The organism is Taibaiella koreensis (assembly GCF_003545715.1).
Lineage (GTDB): Bacteria > Bacteroidota > Bacteroidia > Chitinophagales > Chitinophagaceae > Taibaiella > Taibaiella koreensis.
Map to the genome: position 1 here is coordinate 415438 of NZ_QVNU01000006.1, position 19983 is coordinate 435420.

General features: G+C 50.9%; 7 protein-coding genes. 3 read left to right on the forward strand and 4 right to left on the reverse strand.

All coding sequences use genetic code 11. The features are described from left to right. Positions 1-33: 33 nt before the first annotated feature. Positions 34-627 (forward strand): DUF1684 domain-containing protein, encoded by a 594-nt coding sequence (locus tag DZK30_RS20095; protein WP_118975962.1) that lies wholly within the window; start codon positions 34-36, stop codon positions 625-627. A gap of 207 nt (positions 628-834) precedes the next feature. Then, positions 835-2853 carry a M3 family metallopeptidase gene (locus DZK30_RS20100; RefSeq protein ID WP_118975963.1) on the forward strand — a complete coding sequence of 673 codons (2019 nt, stop codon included), beginning with the start codon at positions 835-837 and terminating at the stop codon, positions 2851-2853. A 111-nt stretch (positions 2854-2964) separates the two neighbouring features. Here DZK30_RS20100 and DZK30_RS20105 read toward each other — a convergent pair whose 3' ends face one another. The 3 genes from DZK30_RS20105 to DZK30_RS20115 form a co-directional block, all read right to left on the reverse strand. Further along, entirely contained in the window at positions 2965-10425 is a 7461-nt protein-coding gene (locus DZK30_RS20105) for an Ig-like domain-containing protein (RefSeq protein WP_118975964.1), read from the reverse strand. 524 nt (positions 10426-10949) lie between these two features. Continuing rightward, the gene (locus DZK30_RS20110; RefSeq protein ID WP_162903276.1) at positions 10950-13904 is read right to left on the reverse strand and encodes a sensor histidine kinase; all 2955 of its coding nucleotides are present in this window, start codon (positions 13902-13904) and stop codon (positions 10950-10952) included. A gap of 91 nt (positions 13905-13995) precedes the next feature. Next, the gene (locus DZK30_RS20115) at positions 13996-14772 is read right to left on the reverse strand and encodes a LytR/AlgR family response regulator transcription factor (RefSeq protein ID WP_162903277.1); all 777 of its coding nucleotides are present in this window, start codon (positions 14770-14772) and stop codon (positions 13996-13998) included. A gap of 536 nt (positions 14773-15308) precedes the next feature. Here DZK30_RS20115 and DZK30_RS20120 point away from each other — a divergent pair. Continuing rightward, positions 15309-17732 carry a T9SS type A sorting domain-containing protein gene (locus DZK30_RS20120; RefSeq protein WP_118975967.1) on the forward strand — a complete coding sequence of 808 codons (2424 nt, stop codon included), beginning with the start codon at positions 15309-15311 and terminating at the stop codon, positions 17730-17732. Between the two features lie 118 nt (positions 17733-17850). Here DZK30_RS20120 and DZK30_RS20125 read toward each other — a convergent pair whose 3' ends face one another. Then, positions 17851-19743, reverse strand: a complete 1893-nt coding sequence (locus tag DZK30_RS20125) for a T9SS type B sorting domain-containing protein (RefSeq protein ID WP_162903278.1) — start codon at positions 19741-19743, stop codon at positions 17851-17853. Positions 19744-19983 lie beyond the last annotated feature (240 nt).

Sequence of the window (19983 nt, forward strand, 5' to 3'; positions counted from 1 at the left end):
CTATCCGTATTTTTGAAAAAATAAAAACGCGGCATGAAAGGCATTCTATTTTGCATCCTTTGCCTGCCGGGCTTCGGCGCCCTGGCACAAAAAAATTATAAAGATTCCCTGCAGGAGCACCGCCGGCAATATACCGCCGACCTCTATCCTATTATTAAAGACGATACGGCATTCCTGTCCTTTTTTCCGGCCAATCGACAAATGGTCGTTACCGCCACCGTGGAGCAGCTGACCAATGAGAAGCCCTTTAAGCTGACCACCTCATCGGGAAAAACCAAAGAGGCGCAGAAATACGCTTTGCTGCGCTTCTCGCTCAACGGCAAGCCTTACCAGCTATATGCATACCAGCTCCTGGCGCTCAAAGAAAAGGCGGAGACCGCCAATGAGCTGTTCCTGCCCTTTATCGATCCCACTTGTGGCAAAGAAAGCTATGGCGGTGGGCGATACATCGACCTGCAGCTGACAGATATACACGAAGGCAGGATCGTAATCGACTTCAACAAAGCGTATAATCCTTACTGTGCCTTTACAACCGGATACAATTGCCCCATACCGCCCAGGGAGAATAGCCTGCCTGTTGCCATTAAAGCCGGGGAGCGCTACCGTCCGGCACATTTCAAACATTGATTGTATTAGGTACCAAGTACCAAGTACCAAGTATCAGTACCTAATACTCAATACCTAATACCTAATACCCAATACCCAATACCTAATACCTAATACCTAATACTCAATACCTAATATCCAATACCTAATACCTAATACTAATACCTAATACCTAATACCACTTACATCTCATATCTAACGTCTAACATCTAACGTCTAATATCTAACATGAACATACTACTGCAACCTTTCCAGACCCCTTTTGAGAGTGTACCTTTTGACCAGATCAAAGAAGAAGATTACCAACCGGCTATACTGCAGCTGATTGAAGCGGCGAAAGAGGAGATCCAGATGATCGTCGGCAACGAAGCAACGCCTGATTTTGACAATACCATCGCTGTGCTCGAAGGCGCTGGCAAGCAGCTCAACCGTGTAACCGAGGCTTTTTTCAACCTTACATCAGCCGAAACCAGCGACTACCTGGAAAAAGTACAGGAAGAGGTGTCGCCATTGCTGGCGGAATACGGCAATGACATCACCTTAAACGAGGGCCTCTTCCGGAAAGTAAAATACGTGGTCGAACATACGGATCAAACCCGCCTGAGCGGAGAAGAACGGCGCCTGCTCGACAAGACCTATAAAAGCTTTACCCGTAACGGCGCGCTGCTGGACGAGGCTGCCAAGGAAAGACTACGCAGCATAGATAAAGAGCTGGCCCAGCTGAAGGTAAAATTTTCGCAGAATGTGCTGCAGGAGACCAATGCCTATAGCCTGCACCTCACCAGCGAAGCGGATATTGCCGGCCTGCCGGATTCGATCAGGGCACAGGCCCGCCAGGAGGCCGAAAAGCGCAAGCTCGAAGGCTGGGTCGTTACCCTGCAATACCCGAGCCTTGTTCCCTTCCTTACCTTCGCGGCCAACAGGGAACGGCGCAAAGAGCTGCACCTCGCCAATGGCCAAAAAGCCTTTAAAAACAATGAATACAACAATGAGGAAAACATAAGGCGCATCGTGCAATTGCGCGACGAAAGGGCGAGGCTCCTGGGCTTCGGTTCTCATGCTGCCTTCGTGCTGGAAGAGCGCATGGCTTCCCAACCGGATGCCGTATTCGATTTTCTAAACGACTTGCTGCATAAGGCCAAAGCGCACGCAGGTAAAGATGTGGCGGCGTTACAGCCGCTGGCTATAAAAGATGGCGTCGATACCATGATGCCCTACGACCATGCTTACTACGCCGAACGCCTGCGGGAACAGCAATATGACTATTCCGAAGAGGAGCTGAAACCTTACTTCCCGCTGCAGCAGGTGCTTCAAGCTGCTTTTGACGCAGCAGGTAAGCTGTATGGCCTTAGCTTTAAGGAGCGCAACGACATTGCGACCTACCACGAAGAGGTGACCGTATACGAGGTAATGGAAAACGGGCAGCACAAGGCGCTGCTGTATACCGATTGGCATCCCCGCGAAGGCAAGCGCGCCGGCGCCTGGATGACCTCATTCAAAGGACAAAGCAAAAGCAAGGGTGCCGATCACCGACCGCATATTTCTATCGTGTGCAATTTTTCCCGGCCTGCAGGTGAGACACCTTCCTTACTTACCTTCAACGAAGTCACTACGCTGTTCCATGAATTTGGTCATGCACTCCACGGCATGCTGGCCGATACCGTTTACGAAACATTGAGCGGCACAAATGTCTACTGGGACTTTGTGGAGCTGCCCTCGCAGTTCATGGAGAACTATTGCTACCAGAAAGAATTCCTGTCCACGTTTGCCCGCCACTATGAGACAGGCGCGATATTGCCTGAAGAAAAGATTGATAAGATCGTGGCCTCAGCCAATTTCATGGAAGGCTACCAGACCATGCGTCAGCTTTCGTTTGGCTTGCTCGACATGGCTTACCATACCGGTAAGCTGCAGGCTAATGAAAGCATAGAAGCCTTTGAAAAACTGACAACACAAGAAACCCAACTGTATCCCACGATCTCCGGAACGGCACAGAGCCCCTCTTTTTCACACATCTTCCCGGGCGGCTATTCTTCGGGGTACTATAGCTACAAATGGTCGGAAGTACTGGATGCCGATGCTTTTGCCTATTTCAAAGAGACAGGCATCTTTAGTCCCGAAACGGCGGCTAAATTCAAAACCCTGCTGAGCAAGGGCGGCACCGAAGATCCAATGGACTTGTATGTAGCTTTCCGTGGCCGGAAACCGACGGTAGACGCGCTGCTGGAACGAGCGGGATTAAAATAGCTGTAAGCAATTTAAGATTAAGGCCCGGTTTAAATGATAAACCGGGCCTTAATGTTTCACGCAACAAATGGCCATCGGTGCTGCCATCCTTCCCCACCCGCTCAGCTGCTTTTATTCTTTGGTAAACCGTATGTTCTGGCTGTATGATCCGCTTTGATAACGGAGCAGGTAAACGCCACCCGCAAGTCCCTGAACATCCAGCGTGGTCTGATTGCCGTCGACCGGTGTGCTGTAAATCGTTCGGCCGGATATATCCGACAGCGTTATGGTCGCTTCACTATCCGTCTTTCCATTGGTCCGGACGTTGATAACGCCCTTTGCGGGATTGGGAAACACTTCTATCACAAAACCGGCGCCATTAACATTGGCCGTAACCACTTTGCTGTAATTGCTGCCGCCCGATGCATCCATCATCTTTAACCGGTAATAATTGATACCTGATCCGGGATGCTCATCAATAAGCTGGTAGCTCCCTCCTGTCCTATACCGTGCTGCAACCACACCGATCCTGGAGAACAGCTTAGCGTCCAGGCTGCGTTCTACTTCAAAATAATCGCCGGCATCTTCTGCAGCGGTTTGCCAGTCAACAATGTTGCGACTGCCGGCGTTTCTGGCTGAGATATCCTTTAAACGAATGACCAAGGGTGTACCGATATCGGCGGTACTGATAAAGAAGCCGCTGAAACCATTGACAGGGAAAGCAAGCGTCCAGTAGCTGCCGTTCCAGCTCGTAGTGATCATATTGTTGGGGATCTGTTCTGACTGGCCTGCATTATATTGTCCACCCGGACCGCTAGTGCCGGAAGCGGGTGTTCCATGGTATTGTGCGACGATTATATTCGCTTTGCCGGCCGAATCAGAAGGTCCTGTAGGAAGTAGCGGCAGGCCCAGCGTATGCGCAGCAACGTAGGTATTGTAAGCATCGAATTCCGATTGCAAGGCATACAACTCTACCGTAGCGGCACCATCGCTGGATGGCTGCAGGTTAAAATGACGCTGCACATAAGGCGTACCATTAAACACCTGTACTGTGCTATCGAATACAAGCGAAGCATCAACACTACCCAGTACATTGCCTCCCGCTGCATCTGTAATACCCGCAACCGGGCGGCAGGAGCTATCGGTGTAGTTATACGCCAATCCATCGATGTGCATATTACTGGCCATTGTATTGATTAAAGGCAGGCTATTGCTCATAATGTTTACCGACACGATGCTGATCGTAGAGGTATCGTTACAGCCGGCAGCGCCGGTTGCAATCACTCTATAGGTACCCGCATCAGCGATCACGCTATTGGCCTTATTCAGCACAGCGGTTGTTGCCGCAGGAATATCTGTTCCGTTTTGCTGCCATTGATAAGCGCTGGTATTGGTGGCTGCAGAGGTTAAAACGATGGGGTTGGTGGTACATACCATTTTACTTGCTTCCGGCTCTGTACCGAATGTTGCACTTTGGTTGATCGCCTGAACAGGCGTAGTAGCCGCACATCCGGTAAGGGTGGTGACTGTAGCCGTATAATTGCCTGCAGTAGTAGGGGGAGAAAGTGTATTCATATGTATCGGGTATTCCGCCACCTGGTAATTGCCCCTGTCCGATACAAAAAGATTACCATTTGCATCCAACGCCACACCCACAGGGTCATTCAACTGCTGGTTAGAACCATACCCCGCGGTGCCGGGACCAGCTATGGTAGTACCGGAAGCCGCGCCTGGCGCCCAGCGCTGTATACGATTGTTGTTCTCATCAGCAATATAAATATTACCCATTGCATCAACGTCCAGGGCCATAGGTGAATTAAGCTGAGCAGGGCCCGATCCGCTACCGCCCATACCGGCAACAACTACACCTGTGCCGCCCGTGTATTTAACCACACGGTTGTTGCCGTTATCGGCTACGTATATATTACCAGCGGCATCCACTTTTGCCGCACGCGGATGGTTCAGCTCGTTATTACCAGAGCCGGCAGCACCATTGCTGCTACCCGCTACAGTTACCCCTTGTGTGGCACCCGGCGCCCATTTGGTCACGCGGTTATTGTAGTACTCGGTTACATACAGGTTGCCTGCAGTATCCATGGTGACGTGTACCGGACCATTCAACTGATCGGCTCCCGTACCGGGGTAGCTACTGATACCCGCTACTGTTGCACCATACGGAGCATTGGGCGCCCATTTCTGGATACGATGATTGCCGAAATCCGCCACATAAACATTCTCTGCAGCATCTACATAAACGCCATTAGGCTGACTGAGCTGGTTGGAAGAGGGACCTGAGCCAAAATAGCCTCCAGCTACTGCTATACCTGCCCCCATTCCATACAAGCCCCCCGGAGGCCATTTAATCACCAAGCCATTATTATCGTCAGCCACGTACAAATTCTGTGCATGATCCACGTAAATATTACGGGCGCCTGCTAATCCTGTCAGGCCCTGGTTGGTATAAACGTCGCCATACGCGGTAAAGCTGATACCACCATTATAGAAACCCGTATCGGTACGCATTACCGTACTGCCCGACTTCCATTGCAGCAGCCCCGGGGCAAATGAAGTGTTGAGATTGATGGTATCGCCACTGCAGAGCGATCCGCTCAACGATATGACAGGCGTGGGATTTACAGTCAGTGTAACCTTAGCAGAAGTAGCGTTACAGCCGCCCGATCCGATCGCCATCACCTGGTAGATAGCATTATCACTGTCTGCAGTACTGACTATGTTCAAAGCAGCAGCGGTTGCAGCAGGAATATTCGTTCCGTTCTTCGTCCACTGGTAGCCACCGATAGCACCGGTAATAACCGGCGTGAACGCAAAAGCGCTACCGGAGCAAACTGTACCACCAACAGGATTGGTGCTGATAATGGCCTTTTGACCGATCGTCTTGACAGCTGTTGTGGCTGCACATCCGGCAAAGCTGGTTACTGTAGCCGTATAGCTACCTGCTGACGTGGTTGAAGAATACAGGAAAGTATTATTGATGGCAAACATCTGCACACGGTTGTTCACCCGATCTGATACATATAAGTTGCCGTTCTGATCCAGTGCAATACCTGAGGGGCTGTTCAACTGATTAGCAACAGTGCCGGCTGTACCGGTTCCGGCTATGGTAACAAGGGAAGCTGTGGCCGGTGTCCAGCGTTGCACACGGTTATTGGTTTCATCGGTGATATAGATATTGCCCTTCCTGTCGATCTCCAGGTCAGAAGCCCAACCTGCAAAGCCGGTAACAACGGGAGTACCATTGCCGGCCGTCCATTTAACCACACGGTTATTACCACCGTCGGCTACATAAATATTGCCGGCACTGTCTACTCTTGCTGCATTGGGCGCGTTGAGCGCATTGTTGCCCGATCCGTTGGCACCATTGCCAATACCGGCTACTGTAGTACCTTGTGTGGCGCCCGGCGCCCATTTGGTAACACGGTGATTGTTGTATTCAGTTACATAGAGATTGCCGGAAGCATCCATGGTAACATAATCCGGGCCATTGAGCTGAGCGGGTGTTGTACCGGCAGTTCCGGTACCTGCTACGGTAGTCCCGGTAATGGCGTTCTTATCCCATTTTTGTACACGGTGATTGCCAAAGTCTGCTATATACATATTCTCCGCTGCATCTACATACACACTATAGGGTTGATTGAGCTGATTGGCATTGGCGCCCTGGCCGTTGCCACCCGCTACTACCGTGCCGGAAGATCCGCCGGCGGCCCATTTCACTACTCTGTTATTACCTGCATCGACCACGTATAGGTTACCTGTAGCCGTAACAAAGGCGTGACGGGGACCGAATAGCTGCGCCGGTGCGGGACTGATGCTGCCGCTGATCACAGTTGTTCCATTACTATTCCAGGTAGCGGTATCGGTGCGTAGCAGATTACTGCCCGACTGCCATTGTATTTGTGCCGGCACAAATGAAGCGGTAAGATTCAGCGTATCGCCGCTACAGGACGGTCCTGCCAGGGATACGACAGGTACCGTATTTACGATTACGGCAGCGTTGGCAGAAGTATCGTTACAACCGTTGCCACCTTTTGCAATTACCTTGTACAGACCAATGTCATTGGCCGTAGTGCTGTTGGTCAAGTTGTAAGTAGCTCCTGTCGCAGCGGGTATGTTGGTTCCGTTCTTCTGCCATTGGTAACCGGTAGCGCCCGTGGCTGTTGTACTAAGCGCGATAGCACTGCCGCTGCATACTGTTTTACCCGCAGGCTCTGTGCCGATCACTGCTTGTTGGTCTATTGCTTTGGTAGCTATAGTAGAGCATCCTGCAAAGTTGGTTACCTTAACGGTATAGTTACCTGCTACCGTGGGGGCGAAGGATGAAGAGTCAGTGTTATACTGCAGCATAAATTTCTTTACGCGGCCGCCAAATTCCGTCACATATATATTGCCTGCTTTATCCAGCGCAACACCTAAGGGATCGGAGAGCTGGTTAGGCCCGGTGCCCGAAGCGCCACCTACCACAGTAGTACCCGACGCGGCATTGGGCGCCCAGCGTTGGATACGGTAATTATTCTTGTCGTTGATATACAGATTGCCCGCGCCGTCTATATCTAGGTCTGAAGGACCGTTAAGCCCGCTGGCCACAATAGTGCCGCTGTTGTTGTTACCTGGCGTCCATTTGGTTACCCGTCCGTTGTTTTCTTCTGATACATAGATATTGTTTGCAGCATCCAGCTTAACCGCAGTAGGGCCACTAAGCGTACCATTGATCATGCCTGCAACGGTAACGCCCTGTGTGGCGCCCGGCGTCCACTTCTGGACACGATTGTTGCCGTAATCGGCCACATATAGAGTACCGCTGGTATCTATTGTAAGATTAACCGGGTGGTAGAACTGATCGGCGCCGGGACCTGTGCCGTTACCACCCGCTACTGTAACGCCGGAAGTAGCGCCCGGAGCCCATTTCTGAATGCGGCCGTTGTTATAATCTGCGACATATACATTTTGCGACGCATCTACACAAACACCATAAGGCCAGTAAAGCTGGCCGGGGGATGAGCCCGGACCATTACCACCTGCTACCGTGACGCCGGAGGTAGCCCCCGGCGCCCATTTAACTATTCGGTTATTGTTCTGGTCGGCGACAAAAACATTACCCGCGCCATCTACGAAAGCATGACGGGGCCAATAAAGCTGGTTCGGGTCCGGGCCAAGGGTACCATTGCCCGCAGCAAGAGCCACATTGGCACTGGCGTTCCAGGTAGCCGGGGCATCGTTAAGCACTACGGTGTTGCCCGATTTCCATTGTATCTGCGCCGGCATAAATGGCGCTGTAAGCATTATCGTATCGCCACTACAATGAGGGCCGCTTAAGGATACAGAAGCCGGAACGGGATTCACCGTTATCGTAACCGGTGTACGGGCTGTAGTACCGGCACAGGAAATACCATAGCTGATCAACAGCACGCCTGTAGTATCCCAGGCGCCTTGTGTATGGATCACATTGTGACATAGCGCCGGGTTGGCGTAGCTGCTGCCACCACCACCGTCACCAATATCAGTGCCACCACCACCACCATACCAGCCACCACCACCACCGCCACCACCGACGCCTACACTTCCGCCTGCCTGCCCGCCTTGCCCGAAGGCGCCCGGCAACCCTGCAGTGGGGAAAACATCGCTTGCATAAATCTTCCCGGGGTTACCACCGATACTTTGCGTAGCGCCGGTGCCGGCCCTGATGGATGAAGTATTATAGTAGCCGCCATCCTGGCCAACAAGTCCGCCGCCATTGCCCCTGAGGGGGACTGCAACTCCGGTAGCGCTGTAGGCGCCAATACCGCCGCCGCCGCCGGCAACAAGTACCCTGTTGGTAAGGGCGGTACCACCGATACGGATATCAGTGGCATCTCCTCCCTTCGAACCACTGAAAGCATAGCCCTGTGGCCCGTTTGCCCCCCCGTTAAACATATTTTTTCCACCCACATAAATGTTCAGTACCTGTCCAGGTGTTACATTCATGGTGGCTTGTACCCGGCCACCCTTACCTATATAGTTTTTGGACGTTGCAGTGGGAGGCCGCGCACCGGCCGAACCATAAGCGTCAATAGTAATGCTGGTCACCCCGGCCGGTACGGTCCAGGTTTGTACAGTGCCGGTATAATTAAAGGTCAGGTTGTATTGCGAAGACGCACCCGCCTGGGCATAATAAGTAGTCGTGGCGGTGGGCGTTACGGATAACGACGATGTATCTGATGCCGTAGTGCCAATAAGGTTACCACCAGTAGGCGCATCATACCAGTTGACAGGTCCCAGAGCATAAGTTGATCTCAGCTTGCTGGTACCGCTACCGCAGAGGCTGGAAGGCGTAGCCGATATAGAGGATACTAAGCCGGCGACGGTAACCTTTACTTCCTTGCGCGTACTGCTGTTGTCCGATAGCCAGTACGATTTGTTTGCGCTCAGGTTGCCGGTATTAAAGGTAGCACCGGTACCCAAAAGGTTACCGACTCCGGGATCATCGTACCAGGCAAAGGGGCCTGTACCGGAAGCCGTCAGTGTGGTAGCCGTACCACTGCATACCGTAGCCGTGCCGCTTACAACCGGCAGCCGGTTTATGGTAACGGTTTGGGTCGCCGTGGCTTTACATCCCAGGCCATCGGTGGCGGTAACCGTATAGGTTGTTGTTTGTGTAGGTACTACCATTACTGAATTGCCGGATAAGGTACCGGCGTTCCCGTCATTGGGTGTCCAGACATAAGTAGCGGGCAAAGCTGAGGAACAAGTCAGGTTTGCGATGGTACCTTCGGCCATAAAGATATTATAACCTGTTGTAGGAACAGCCGCAGGCGCATGTACGGTAACCACTACGGTATCGGTTGAGGTACAACCGGGGCTGGTGCCGGATACAATATAGGTGGTCGTATTTGTTGGTGACACCTGTAAGGAATTGCCACTCTGACCACCCGGGCTCCATACATAGGAGGATGCGCCGGTAGCCGATAAGATGGCCGTATCTCCCCGGCAAATCGCTACATTGGCAGATGCGGTCGTAATGCCATTTACCGTAATGTTTTTTGTAACAGATGCAGCGCAACCGTTCGCTGTGCCGGTAACGGTATAGCTTGTATTTACCACCGGATTGACGGATAAGGCACTTCCTGTAGCACCGCCGGGCGACCAGCTATAGGTAGTAGCGCCGGATGCAGTAAGCACAATATTATTGCCCGGACAGGAAACGGATGGACTTGCCGGCAAAACGCTGACTGCAGGCGTCTGGTTAACGGTTACCGTTACATTCGTGCGGGCACTGGTAAGGTTGTTGACCGTCTGTTGTACATACCAGTGATAAGTACCTGCTGTAGTTTGTGAACCGGGACTGTAACTGGCATTGGTGCCGAGCAGCGCCCCACCGGTAGGTGCATCCCACCATTGAAAACTCGCGCCGGCCTGCCCGCTTGCGGTCAGCATAATAGTAGTACCGGTACAGGCGACTGTAGTACCGGTAACGGCAGGCGCCGGCGGCTGAGCATACAGCTGCACACCCGCAAGACAGCAGATCAGCGCCAATAACAGCGCCGGCCGGACTGAGAAAGCCCTGCGTGCATTTTTTCCTGAGGTAGATTTTGTTTTCATTTCGTTTCGTTTATTGGTCTCTTATTGTGGTTATTCCCGATATCCGACGAGCATTCCGGTCAACAACGGGCCTATCACGCTCATCGCAAAGATTGCTAGCGGGAAATGGCTCCTTAAATGCTGACGCCGTACAGGAAACACATCACCCCGGCATGGCATCACCGAACCTTTATCACCGGGCATCACGCCCCACTGTAGCGTGTCGCCTCAATAAGCGCAGCAACCGCAGATGTCGTAGCCTGACCCAATGTTTCCTATACGCTTATAGCCGATTTGAGTTGTTCCGGGAATGTGCCCAACCAGAAGTCTAAGCATAAGGATATCGTATCTATTTCCAAGGCAAAATTAGGCAAGAGGCTCTTTAATTTATTAGAAATAATATTCATAAATAACAAAATATCAATTCTATTAAACGAAATGGGCATTCCGTTCGACGAAATGCCCATTGTAAAATCAGCTATTGGACCATAACGGGAATGGTCTTGTTATTATGAAGAGGTAGACAATAAATACACTTCGAAACCTTAGGCAAGCGGTATTTTTATAACGACTGTGTACACATCGGTACCAGTATAGCCCGCAGTAAATACAGGTTTGTGTTTTGACCTGGCGAATACCAGCTCCAGCTTGTTACGGGTCAGCTGCATTCCTTTCGAGATATGGCCGGCCTCTTTTGCCGCACCCTGCTCCCGGCTGCCGGTATTGCTTATCGTGCATACGGTATAAGGCAGCTCCCGGGTAACCTGCAGCGTTATCGTACAAGCATCCTTGTGCATGGCGCCATACTTAACCGCATTCTCCACGAGTGGTTGAAAGAGCATGGAGGGCACCTGGATACCTAAGGTATCCACATCGTCGGCTATATCCACAGCATAAACAAACCGGTCATGAAGCAGCATTTGCTGCAGACGCAGGTATTCTTCGGTAAATTCCAGCTCCTCTTCCAGCGTCACCACACTGCTGTCTGAGCCACGTAATACGCCTCTCAGATAGGCCGACACTTTTTTTATGGCGTTTACGGTTGATTCCTTCGTTTCGTACAGTACATGCTGCGCCAGGAAGGCAAATGTGTTCTGCAGGAAATGAGGATTGATCTGCGCACGCAGTGCAATCAGCTTTTGTTCGGTGATCATCTGCTCTGCCTGGTATTTGCGCACAATAGCACGCTGGCGCAGGTAAAAAGCAACAAGCAACAGACCGCAGGATAATACTATCCAGAGCGTAATGGCCCACCAGCTTTTGTACCAGGGCGGCGCGATCGTAAAGGAGTAACTCAACGGCGCGCTCATAAAACCATTCTCATTGGCAGCACGTACCTGGAAGGTATAATGCCCAGGCGGAAGATTGTTGTACGTTACTTTGCGGGCAACATCTGCTTCCTGCCAGTTGTTTCCCATGCCCTCCAGCCGGTACTCGTAGTGACAATAGCTTGCATTGTGAAAGACTATACTACTAAAACGGAAAGTAAGGGTGTTCTGGTCGTAAGGCAGTCGCAGGTCGTCCGGCAGCCCGTCTGCCCGCAGGCGAAAACCGTCCGCAGCCCAATTTTGGTCATGGCCAAAGAGCTGCAGGCCGGTAAAGTATACCTGAGGCGCCTCGCGGCGGTACCGTTCCAATATCTCATCTACGCGCAGCACCGGCATAGGGGGCTCTATAAGCAGCATATTACCCTCGACGGTCCGTTGCATATTGATCAGGTTTCCTTCAAATAGCTTACCGATGCCATCTTCTTCCGTTAGGCATAGATAGTGCTCCTTGTCATAGCTTCCTTTACCGTCTGCAAAGAATACATAGAGATAATCGGGAAATGCGGCCCAGAGATTGCCCCGGCTGTCGAACTGGATGCTCTGCACGTCAACGGTTTTATTGCGCTGATCCAGTACAACGCTATCTGTACACAGGTATCGGTCCTTGCCGGCGGTAGTTAGTTTATAGATCGTATAGTTGGAGCCACTGATCCATACATCTCCGTTCCGGTCGTTGGCAAGGCTGGTAATGCTTTTTAGCCTGACAGGCATTTTAGCAGTCACATCATGTATCGTATCCTCATCGCATACATACAGGTGGAACGTCCCGGCTGTCCATAGGTGATCATTTTTGTCGAGACATAATTTAAAGTGACTGGCTTCCGTCTCATATACTTTACGACTGTTACCAGACAAGCGCACGATACGGGTCTCGCCTTTGGCCCAGAGGTTGCCTTCCCGGTCTTCCATCACGATACCGATAGCCTGATCTCCCACAACACTACTCTGGCTGCTATCGCCCCTGTACAGGTAGCTACAAGTCTTTTCCCCTTTTTTCTGGATGGCCAGGCCATCGAGCAGGCAATACAGGGTATTGCCCTGCCGGTCGTCGTAGGCACTGATTATCCTATTACCGATAGCAGGCATTATATACTGCTGCATATACGGGTGGCGGCGAAGGCTGGTATCATAGCTGAATACCCTGCCGTTATGCCCGTCGGAGCTGGCAAACCAGAGTGTGGTTTGCGGGGTAGCATAATTAAGCTTGGTCAGCTGCGCCAATCCAAATTTATCCTCAATCTTGTAAACGACACCCCTCCCATTTGTATACAGCCCGCGGGACATAGACGATGCGACGGCGAGCGCAGAATCGGTGACACTGAGCTGCCCGGGCACCATGTTCATGGTGCTACCGTTATAATAATACAGCCAGTTGCGCGCCATGGCATAAAAGCAACGGTCCTTGCTGTCGAATGCGACACGGTAGTATTCTGTTGCGGCATTTTCCGGCATGGGGAGACTGTCGGTGATGCCGGAAGGACTAAGCCGGTAGAGCTTGGGGCCTATGAACCAGCTGTAGCCTTTTTTATCGGTCACGAAAGGCGGCAGTGCAAGGCTAATGCTTAGCTGGCCTATAGGAACAGGGTACTTAGCGATCTGCCGCCCGTTGCGGATGACAAAAACATTCCCTTCTTCGGAAATGCCATAGACCACATTGCCATTGTGGGTAAGGCGGATGATCTGTTCCGTGATACCGGCCACGGGTGCGTCTTTTTTGTGGAACACATGGCCGATGGTTTTGTAATCATCGCCTGTATAATAAAAATCATTGCTGTCAACAACCGTAATATCACCGAGAATACTGGCGCGCGGCAGCCGGTAAAAGGTACGGAACTGCGGCTTCCGGCCTGGCATCCAGGCACAGATGGTATGATCGTCGCTGATATACAGCACACCATTTATATCTTCTGAAAAGAATGAGGGATTTTCGTTGTTCAGCCCGTCTTTAATAGTATAGTTAGTAAATTCTGTACCATCAAAGCTGCTTACACCCAGGTTATTTACAAACCAGAAGCGTCCCGTATGATCAAAGTACGTATTAACACATCTAGCACCCGTATAGCCCTCGGCATATCCGAATTTTTTCTGGTGATAGCCGCCTTCTACAAATTGCGCCCGCCCGGCAGTAGTGGTTAAGCATATAATGAGCAATAGCATTATTATACGGTACATACGCAGACATTGCCGCCGAAGCCGATGGAATAGGATATGCATAAGTGAAATGATGTAGGTATATCTTTTTAACGAAGGTTACGGGGCAACCTCAGCGCTTGAGCTCTTCCAATATCTCTTTTTTCTTCAGAGCCGACATCTCAAGTTTCTGGTTATTGGCCATCACTACATAATACTGGTTCAGCTTACTGTCCCGTATTACAGACCGCACATAATTTTTATTTACGATGGAAGATCTGTGGATACGTACAAAGTCCGTATTGCCGGAAAGCGATTCAATGTAGACCTTAAGGTGCTTGCTGGATAAGTGTTTGGCGCCATCGGCCATTTGGATATTGGTATAGCGGTTCACCGAGGTAAAGTAAAGTACATCGCTGAGCTGCACCACGATCATTTCGCCCACCATGCTCAGGAAGATGCGTTTGGGAACAGCCTGATCAGCCATATAGTTGTAATGCAGCTCTTCTATCTGTTCGCTAAAAAGTGGAACAGCATGCTTTATACGTATCCGCTCCATCATGCCGGCAATGTCTCCGGCCGAAACCGGCTTGACCAGGTAATCTATGGCGCAGGCTTCAAAAGCCTGTATGGCGTAGTTGGTATGAGAAGTGAGGAATACAACTGCCAGCGGCATATCCCGGATCTGCTCTGCCAGCCACAATCCGTTTTGTGCACCGCCCAGCTCTATATCTATAAATGCAAGATCAATTTCATTGTGTTGCAGATAGGCTAGGCCTTCTTCTGCCGTCCTAAAATCGCCCAGGAACGCAAACTGTTCGGTGGCGGCAAGTGCCTCCTGCAGCATTTTGCTGTATGCGGGATCGTCTTCCACATATATGGTCTTCAGTTTTGCAGATGCGGGACTCATGAAAATTGGTAATTGTTTATTGGTAATGCTCTGCCTGAATAATATCAAGATCCATGCCCTTTCTCCAGGTGGATACCAGAAGCGATAGATAGCTGCGCTCAAAAATATCATTTTAACAGCAAATACAATAACAAAAGCGTCAATGATTTGCAAGTGATCAAGGGCTATTACAAACGAAGATCACTACCTGTTCCCGGTGAAATACAGGCTTGAATCAGAATGCACATTTCGTCGAACAGAATCTGCATTTCGCTTAACGAATTTGGTATTTTGTAGTTTATATATATCACTTATTTTAATTTCATTGATACAGATTCTAATTTTGCATTGTAAACAGGAAACGAAAGCGTCTTGTAAAAATGCATCTACCTGCCGGCGGACAAGTCCCATGCCTCCTGAAATCATTAAAAATCATTTTCCGGTAACACAGCCGCAGTGCGAAGGGTAAGGTGCATTCACCCAATGATCGTGATCTGTGCCGGCAATACGGCGTCGCCAGGAGTAATTACTATAGCAATAAAAAAATAACGAGAGCAATGAAAACAAAATTTACCCCAAAGAAAAATGTACGCATCACGCTACCTGCCTGGCTGGTATGCCTGTGCCTGTTCTTTAACACCTCCGTGCAGGCCCAGAATTGTACCGTCAATGCAGGTGTCGCGCAAAGCATCTGTACCAGCAGTACCAGTCTTACCGGCAACGCGAACGGCAACTATAGCGCCAGCCCGGAATGGACATTTGTATCAGGGCCGGTAACGCCTACCATCGTATCTCCTGCCAGCCTCAATAGCCAGGTAACCGGTATGACTGCTTCGGGTGTTTATACATTCAAACTGAGCCTGGCGTGCCAGTCGGGAGATACCGTATCCCAAAACGTTAATGTTACTGCCAATGCGATGCCAACATTTACGGCCGGCACGCCCTTTGCCTTCTGTGGTACTTCGGGCGTCCAGACGATGAATGCAACCTTGCCGGCAGGCTGGACAGGTACCTGGAGCGTGGGTGACGCCACGAACCCCGGTTCCGATCAGACATTCCGTTTTACGTTCTCCGATATTCATTCACCTACCAGCACTGTAACGTATAGCAACCCGGGCTGCCCGCTTAATAGCTATACCTTTAAATGGGAAGTGACCAGCCCCAATGGCCTGTGCCAATATACCCAATCGGTTCACGGTATATGGAATCCCGATCCGGCTACCCTCCAATGGAATACGCCCCCCGTGACGGTTTGTATGGGTGCGCCCATCCTGTTCTTTAAAAACGGTGGTTGCGGCTTTTGGGGTGGCTATAATCCCGACTACGTCTTTACGACCACTGTAACCAGCGCGCCTGCAGGGTTTACCGGTACCGTAACACTCAGTACTACTGTAGGCGGAGACATTGGTGTAAATGGCCTTACGATGGCAGGGCACTACACGTTCAATGCGTCGCTGGCCTCGCCCTGTGGTAATACTACCGTAGGCCCTTTCGATATTACGGTGCTACCACCGCCACCTACGGTAACCGGCAGCACCTCCGTAGCCTATTGTATCAAAGCCATACCCTCCACGGTGTCGTTCCCTTTTACGCTCGCCGATTCCACTACTGTGCTTACCCTGGTCAGCAGCGCTGTTCCTACTGGCGCCGACCCGATCAATGTTACCCAGTCGGGCACAGGTTACAACAGGACTTTTTCGGTAACGCCTAATACGGGCTGGGCGCCCAGCGATTACTACCTGAACTTTAAAGCAGTGAGTGCCCAGGACACCGGCGGGTATTGTCCCAAAATGTTTACAGCACTCATCGTTGTCTACGATAGTCTGCCTATCAGTATGTCTGTTGCAGATATGAATGTCTGCATCCCTACGGGTAATACGACTGTTGATGCTATGGTGACGCTGCCCGGCTACGCACCTTATCTTACGGCCGATTACGGCCCCAGGTACAGGCTTACCAAGCTATCTGGCCCCGTAGCTGGCCCGGGCACTTTAGTAGGCGCTTATTATGCGACAACCGCAGTGCTTGGCGGTCTTACTGCAGGACAGTATACGTATAAGATCCAACCCTTGAGCAACAGTCCTTTTGCCGATGAAGTGGCCTGCAGTCCCGGGCCGGATGCAGATACCTTTTCTATTAACGTGTACAACGCTACCGGCGCCAATGCCGGTACGGACCAGAACGTAGCCTGCATCCAGAATTATTCGCTGGTGGGCAATGTGATCCCTTCTCCTTCATACGGTACCTGGACCCAGATAAGCGGACCTACAGTGTTGCAATTCGCTAATGCCCACAACCCGAGTACTACCGTCGGTACTACTGCTACCGCACTGTCGGGAACCTATATGTTCAGCTGGACTACCAGCGACTCCAATAATTCCTGCCCTATATATGCAGACACCGTAATTGTTGTAGCATCTACCGGTTGCAGCAACCCCTTGCCGTTGCAGATGACCGCCTTTACGGTGAGGAAAGTAAACGATAAAGCACAGCTCAATTGGGCTACCGCAACTGAAGAGAACATCAGATCGTTTACCGCAGAATGGAGCATTACCGGCGGGCGCAATAATGACTGGCAGGCTATTGGTACCTTGCCGGCAAAAGGTAAGGGTGCTACCGGCGCCAGCTATTCCCTGACGCATAGCCCCGCGCCCGGCAGGGTCAATTATTACCGCATCCGCATCACAGAAGAAAACAGTGTCTATGAGTATTCTCCCGTGGCTACCCTGGTCCTGGACGGCAGTGAAACAATACCCCAGGTATATCCTATACCGGTGACCGATATACTGCAGGTGTACCACCTCGACGCCGGCAGCAAGCTATCTTTATATAGCCTGGAAGGACTACTGCTATGGAAAGGCGTTTCGGATAACGGCAAGGCAGCTATAGATATGGGCGCCTGGCAACCGGGTATGTACCTGCTGGATATACGGTCGCAGAGCGGCAGCAGAAAAATGAATTATAAGATCATTAAAAAATAGTACCAGGCTAAATGAGGCGGCTACAATACGCCTCGCAGCACAAAGACTGTTTCGTTTTCATTGGAGGTTCGGGCCGGCTATATTTATAGCCGGTCTTTTGTTTATTGTCCCGATGCATTTATCGTATCAGTGTTACATCTCCCCTGCGATAATATTGGGTCTGCTTCACGCCCCGGAGCAATCTTATTTCATACATATACGTTCCCACATCAGCTTGCTGGCCTCCGGCATAGCCGTTCCAGCCCTTGCTGGCATCATGTCCCGAATAGATACGGGTGCCATACCGGTTGTAAATGTCCAGTACAAAGCCACCCACCGGGCATTCGCCCCGGATGACCGGGCCAAATATGTCGTTCAAGCCATCTCCATTGGGAGAGAAAGCGCTTGGCATAAGTACATCGCAGCAATCGATGGGATCGACAGCAAGAGAGTCGGTACTGATACATCCCTTATCGCTCGTCACAGTTAAGACGATCTGCCCGGCGTTTACCAGGTGCGCTACAACCGTTGCACTGCTTGTGCTGGATTGCGGGAAATAAGTAGCCGGCGACCATAAGTAAGTATAACCGTTTGTAAAAACAGTGGATAGTTGAAGTGTATCGAAATAGCATCTGTCCCCTTCCGGCACAGGATTGATCTCAGCAAGGGGTACGGGCGCCAGCAGGATAGTATCCGACAGGCTCCAGGGAGGGCATAGGGAGCTTGGGGACGAAGCGTAAGCGATGATATAGGTACCTGATACGCTTTGCCCAAGGTCTATCTCTCCCGTGGTCGTATTAAGCGACAGACCGGCTGGCGCAGCGGAAAACACACCACCGGCCGGGGTAAAGACCGGGGTATAGCTACCGCTACCCTTCAGGCAGAACTTTTTGGTATCGAAGGAAAGCTGAGGGGTAGCGGGAGTCTCTACCTGCATCGTGATGACATTGCTCATGACCGTGACACACCAGGTGCTACTGGCCAGCTGGCAGCGCACCTGGTCGCCCTGGCCGGGAACATAATCGAAGGTGCTGAGTGTAGCGCCGGCAACTGCTGCTCCGTTGACAAACCATTGGTACTGCGGATCGGTCCCTGCCGTTACAGTGCTGGTAAAGGACACCGGGCTTCCGCTACAAACCGCTGTTGCGGACGCTGCGATTGTGATGACTGAAGGAAGCATGGCCCTGCCACGTGTGCCAATATCGGCAACTAAACCGTTATTGATTTGTGCTGTAATAGAGGTGGTGGCATTCAAATCAATGGGTAAGGCGCCCATTATGGTACCAGAGGCAATGCTTGTCGTATCATAATCGGTGTCAAAATGATCAAAATACAGGGTATTACCCACTATGCCCAGGCCGAAAGGAGAAGTATAATTATTAGGATTATTGACCGTCCATGTTTGTAATATTGCTCCGGTAGGACCGTATTTTTCCAGATAGGATGTAGAAGTTCCGCCTGAACCTGAAGCTGCAAGCTGCAACACGTAAAAATTACCTTCGCAGTCTCCGACAATATCCCCCAGGTTATCTTGGGTTAGAGCCACCAATACATCATTCCCCGTACCATCATATCTATAAATGGCAGATGAAAATGGTTCTAAATTGTATATCACTTCCGTAGTACCCGCTGCGCTGAGCCCTGAGGAGCCAAGGTTGAGCCCGCTCGCAGAATGACCGGTATTCACCCAGGACAGGGTAACAGGATTATAATACCAGTAGGTGTTACCCGCCACGGTATAAAAGGTCAAAGTAGGATCTCCCGATCCTAAAACCGGGCTCACAGTAAGTGCCAGCGCCGGTAGCCCCAAAGAATTAAGGGCAGTCGGCAGCGTAATACTGTTTAAAGAAGGATTGCCTGCAGATATGGGCTGGGCCGGATCGTAAGTATAGATCCGGGGTACGAATAGTGTCATATCAAAAACCAGGAGGTAAACCTTATCGGCCTGGGGCAATTGTGCATAGGAGAACTGAGCGCTGCAGAGCAGGAAAAAAAAGAGCCAATACTTCTTGCTTAGGGAGAGATAATTCATACGCATGCTTTTATTGTCTTTATTGGTTTTTCGGACGGCTTAAGGCTTTACAACAGGATAGTCAAGAGCAGCACCTGGTCTTCATCTCCGTTCATGCGACTACATTACAGGCATCGGCATTTACCCTAAGGCGCTCAGCCAAAGTTAGTAGCCCCCATATTTTCCCACTACCGTATAACTACAGTTTTTGCCTTGTTTTTCGTTATATTTACAAGGAACCAAACAGCAAAATGAAAGTCC

What these genes read in the sequence shown, in the direction of transcription:
- DZK30_RS20095 (WP_118975962.1), top strand. Translation starts at nt 34, where the DNA reads ATGAAAGGCATTCTATTTTGCATCCTTTGCCTGCCGGGCTTCGGCGCC.
- DZK30_RS20100 (WP_118975963.1), top strand. Translation starts at nt 835, where the DNA reads ATGAACATACTACTGCAACCTTTCCAGACCCCTTTTGAGAGTGTACCT.
- DZK30_RS20105 (WP_118975964.1), bottom strand. Translation starts at nt 10,425, where the DNA reads ATGAAAACAAAATCTACCTCAGGAAAAAATGCACGCAGGGCTTTCTCA.
- DZK30_RS20110 (WP_162903276.1), bottom strand. Translation starts at nt 13,904, where the DNA reads ATGTACCGTATAATAATGCTATTGCTCATTATATGCTTAACCACTACT.
- DZK30_RS20115 (WP_162903277.1), bottom strand. Translation starts at nt 14,772, where the DNA reads ATGAGTCCCGCATCTGCAAAACTGAAGACCATATATGTGGAAGACGAT.
- DZK30_RS20120 (WP_118975967.1), top strand. Translation starts at nt 15,309, where the DNA reads ATGAAAACAAAATTTACCCCAAAGAAAAATGTACGCATCACGCTACCT.
- DZK30_RS20125 (WP_162903278.1), bottom strand. Translation starts at nt 19,743, where the DNA reads ATGAATTATCTCTCCCTAAGCAAGAAGTATTGGCTCTTTTTTTTCCTG.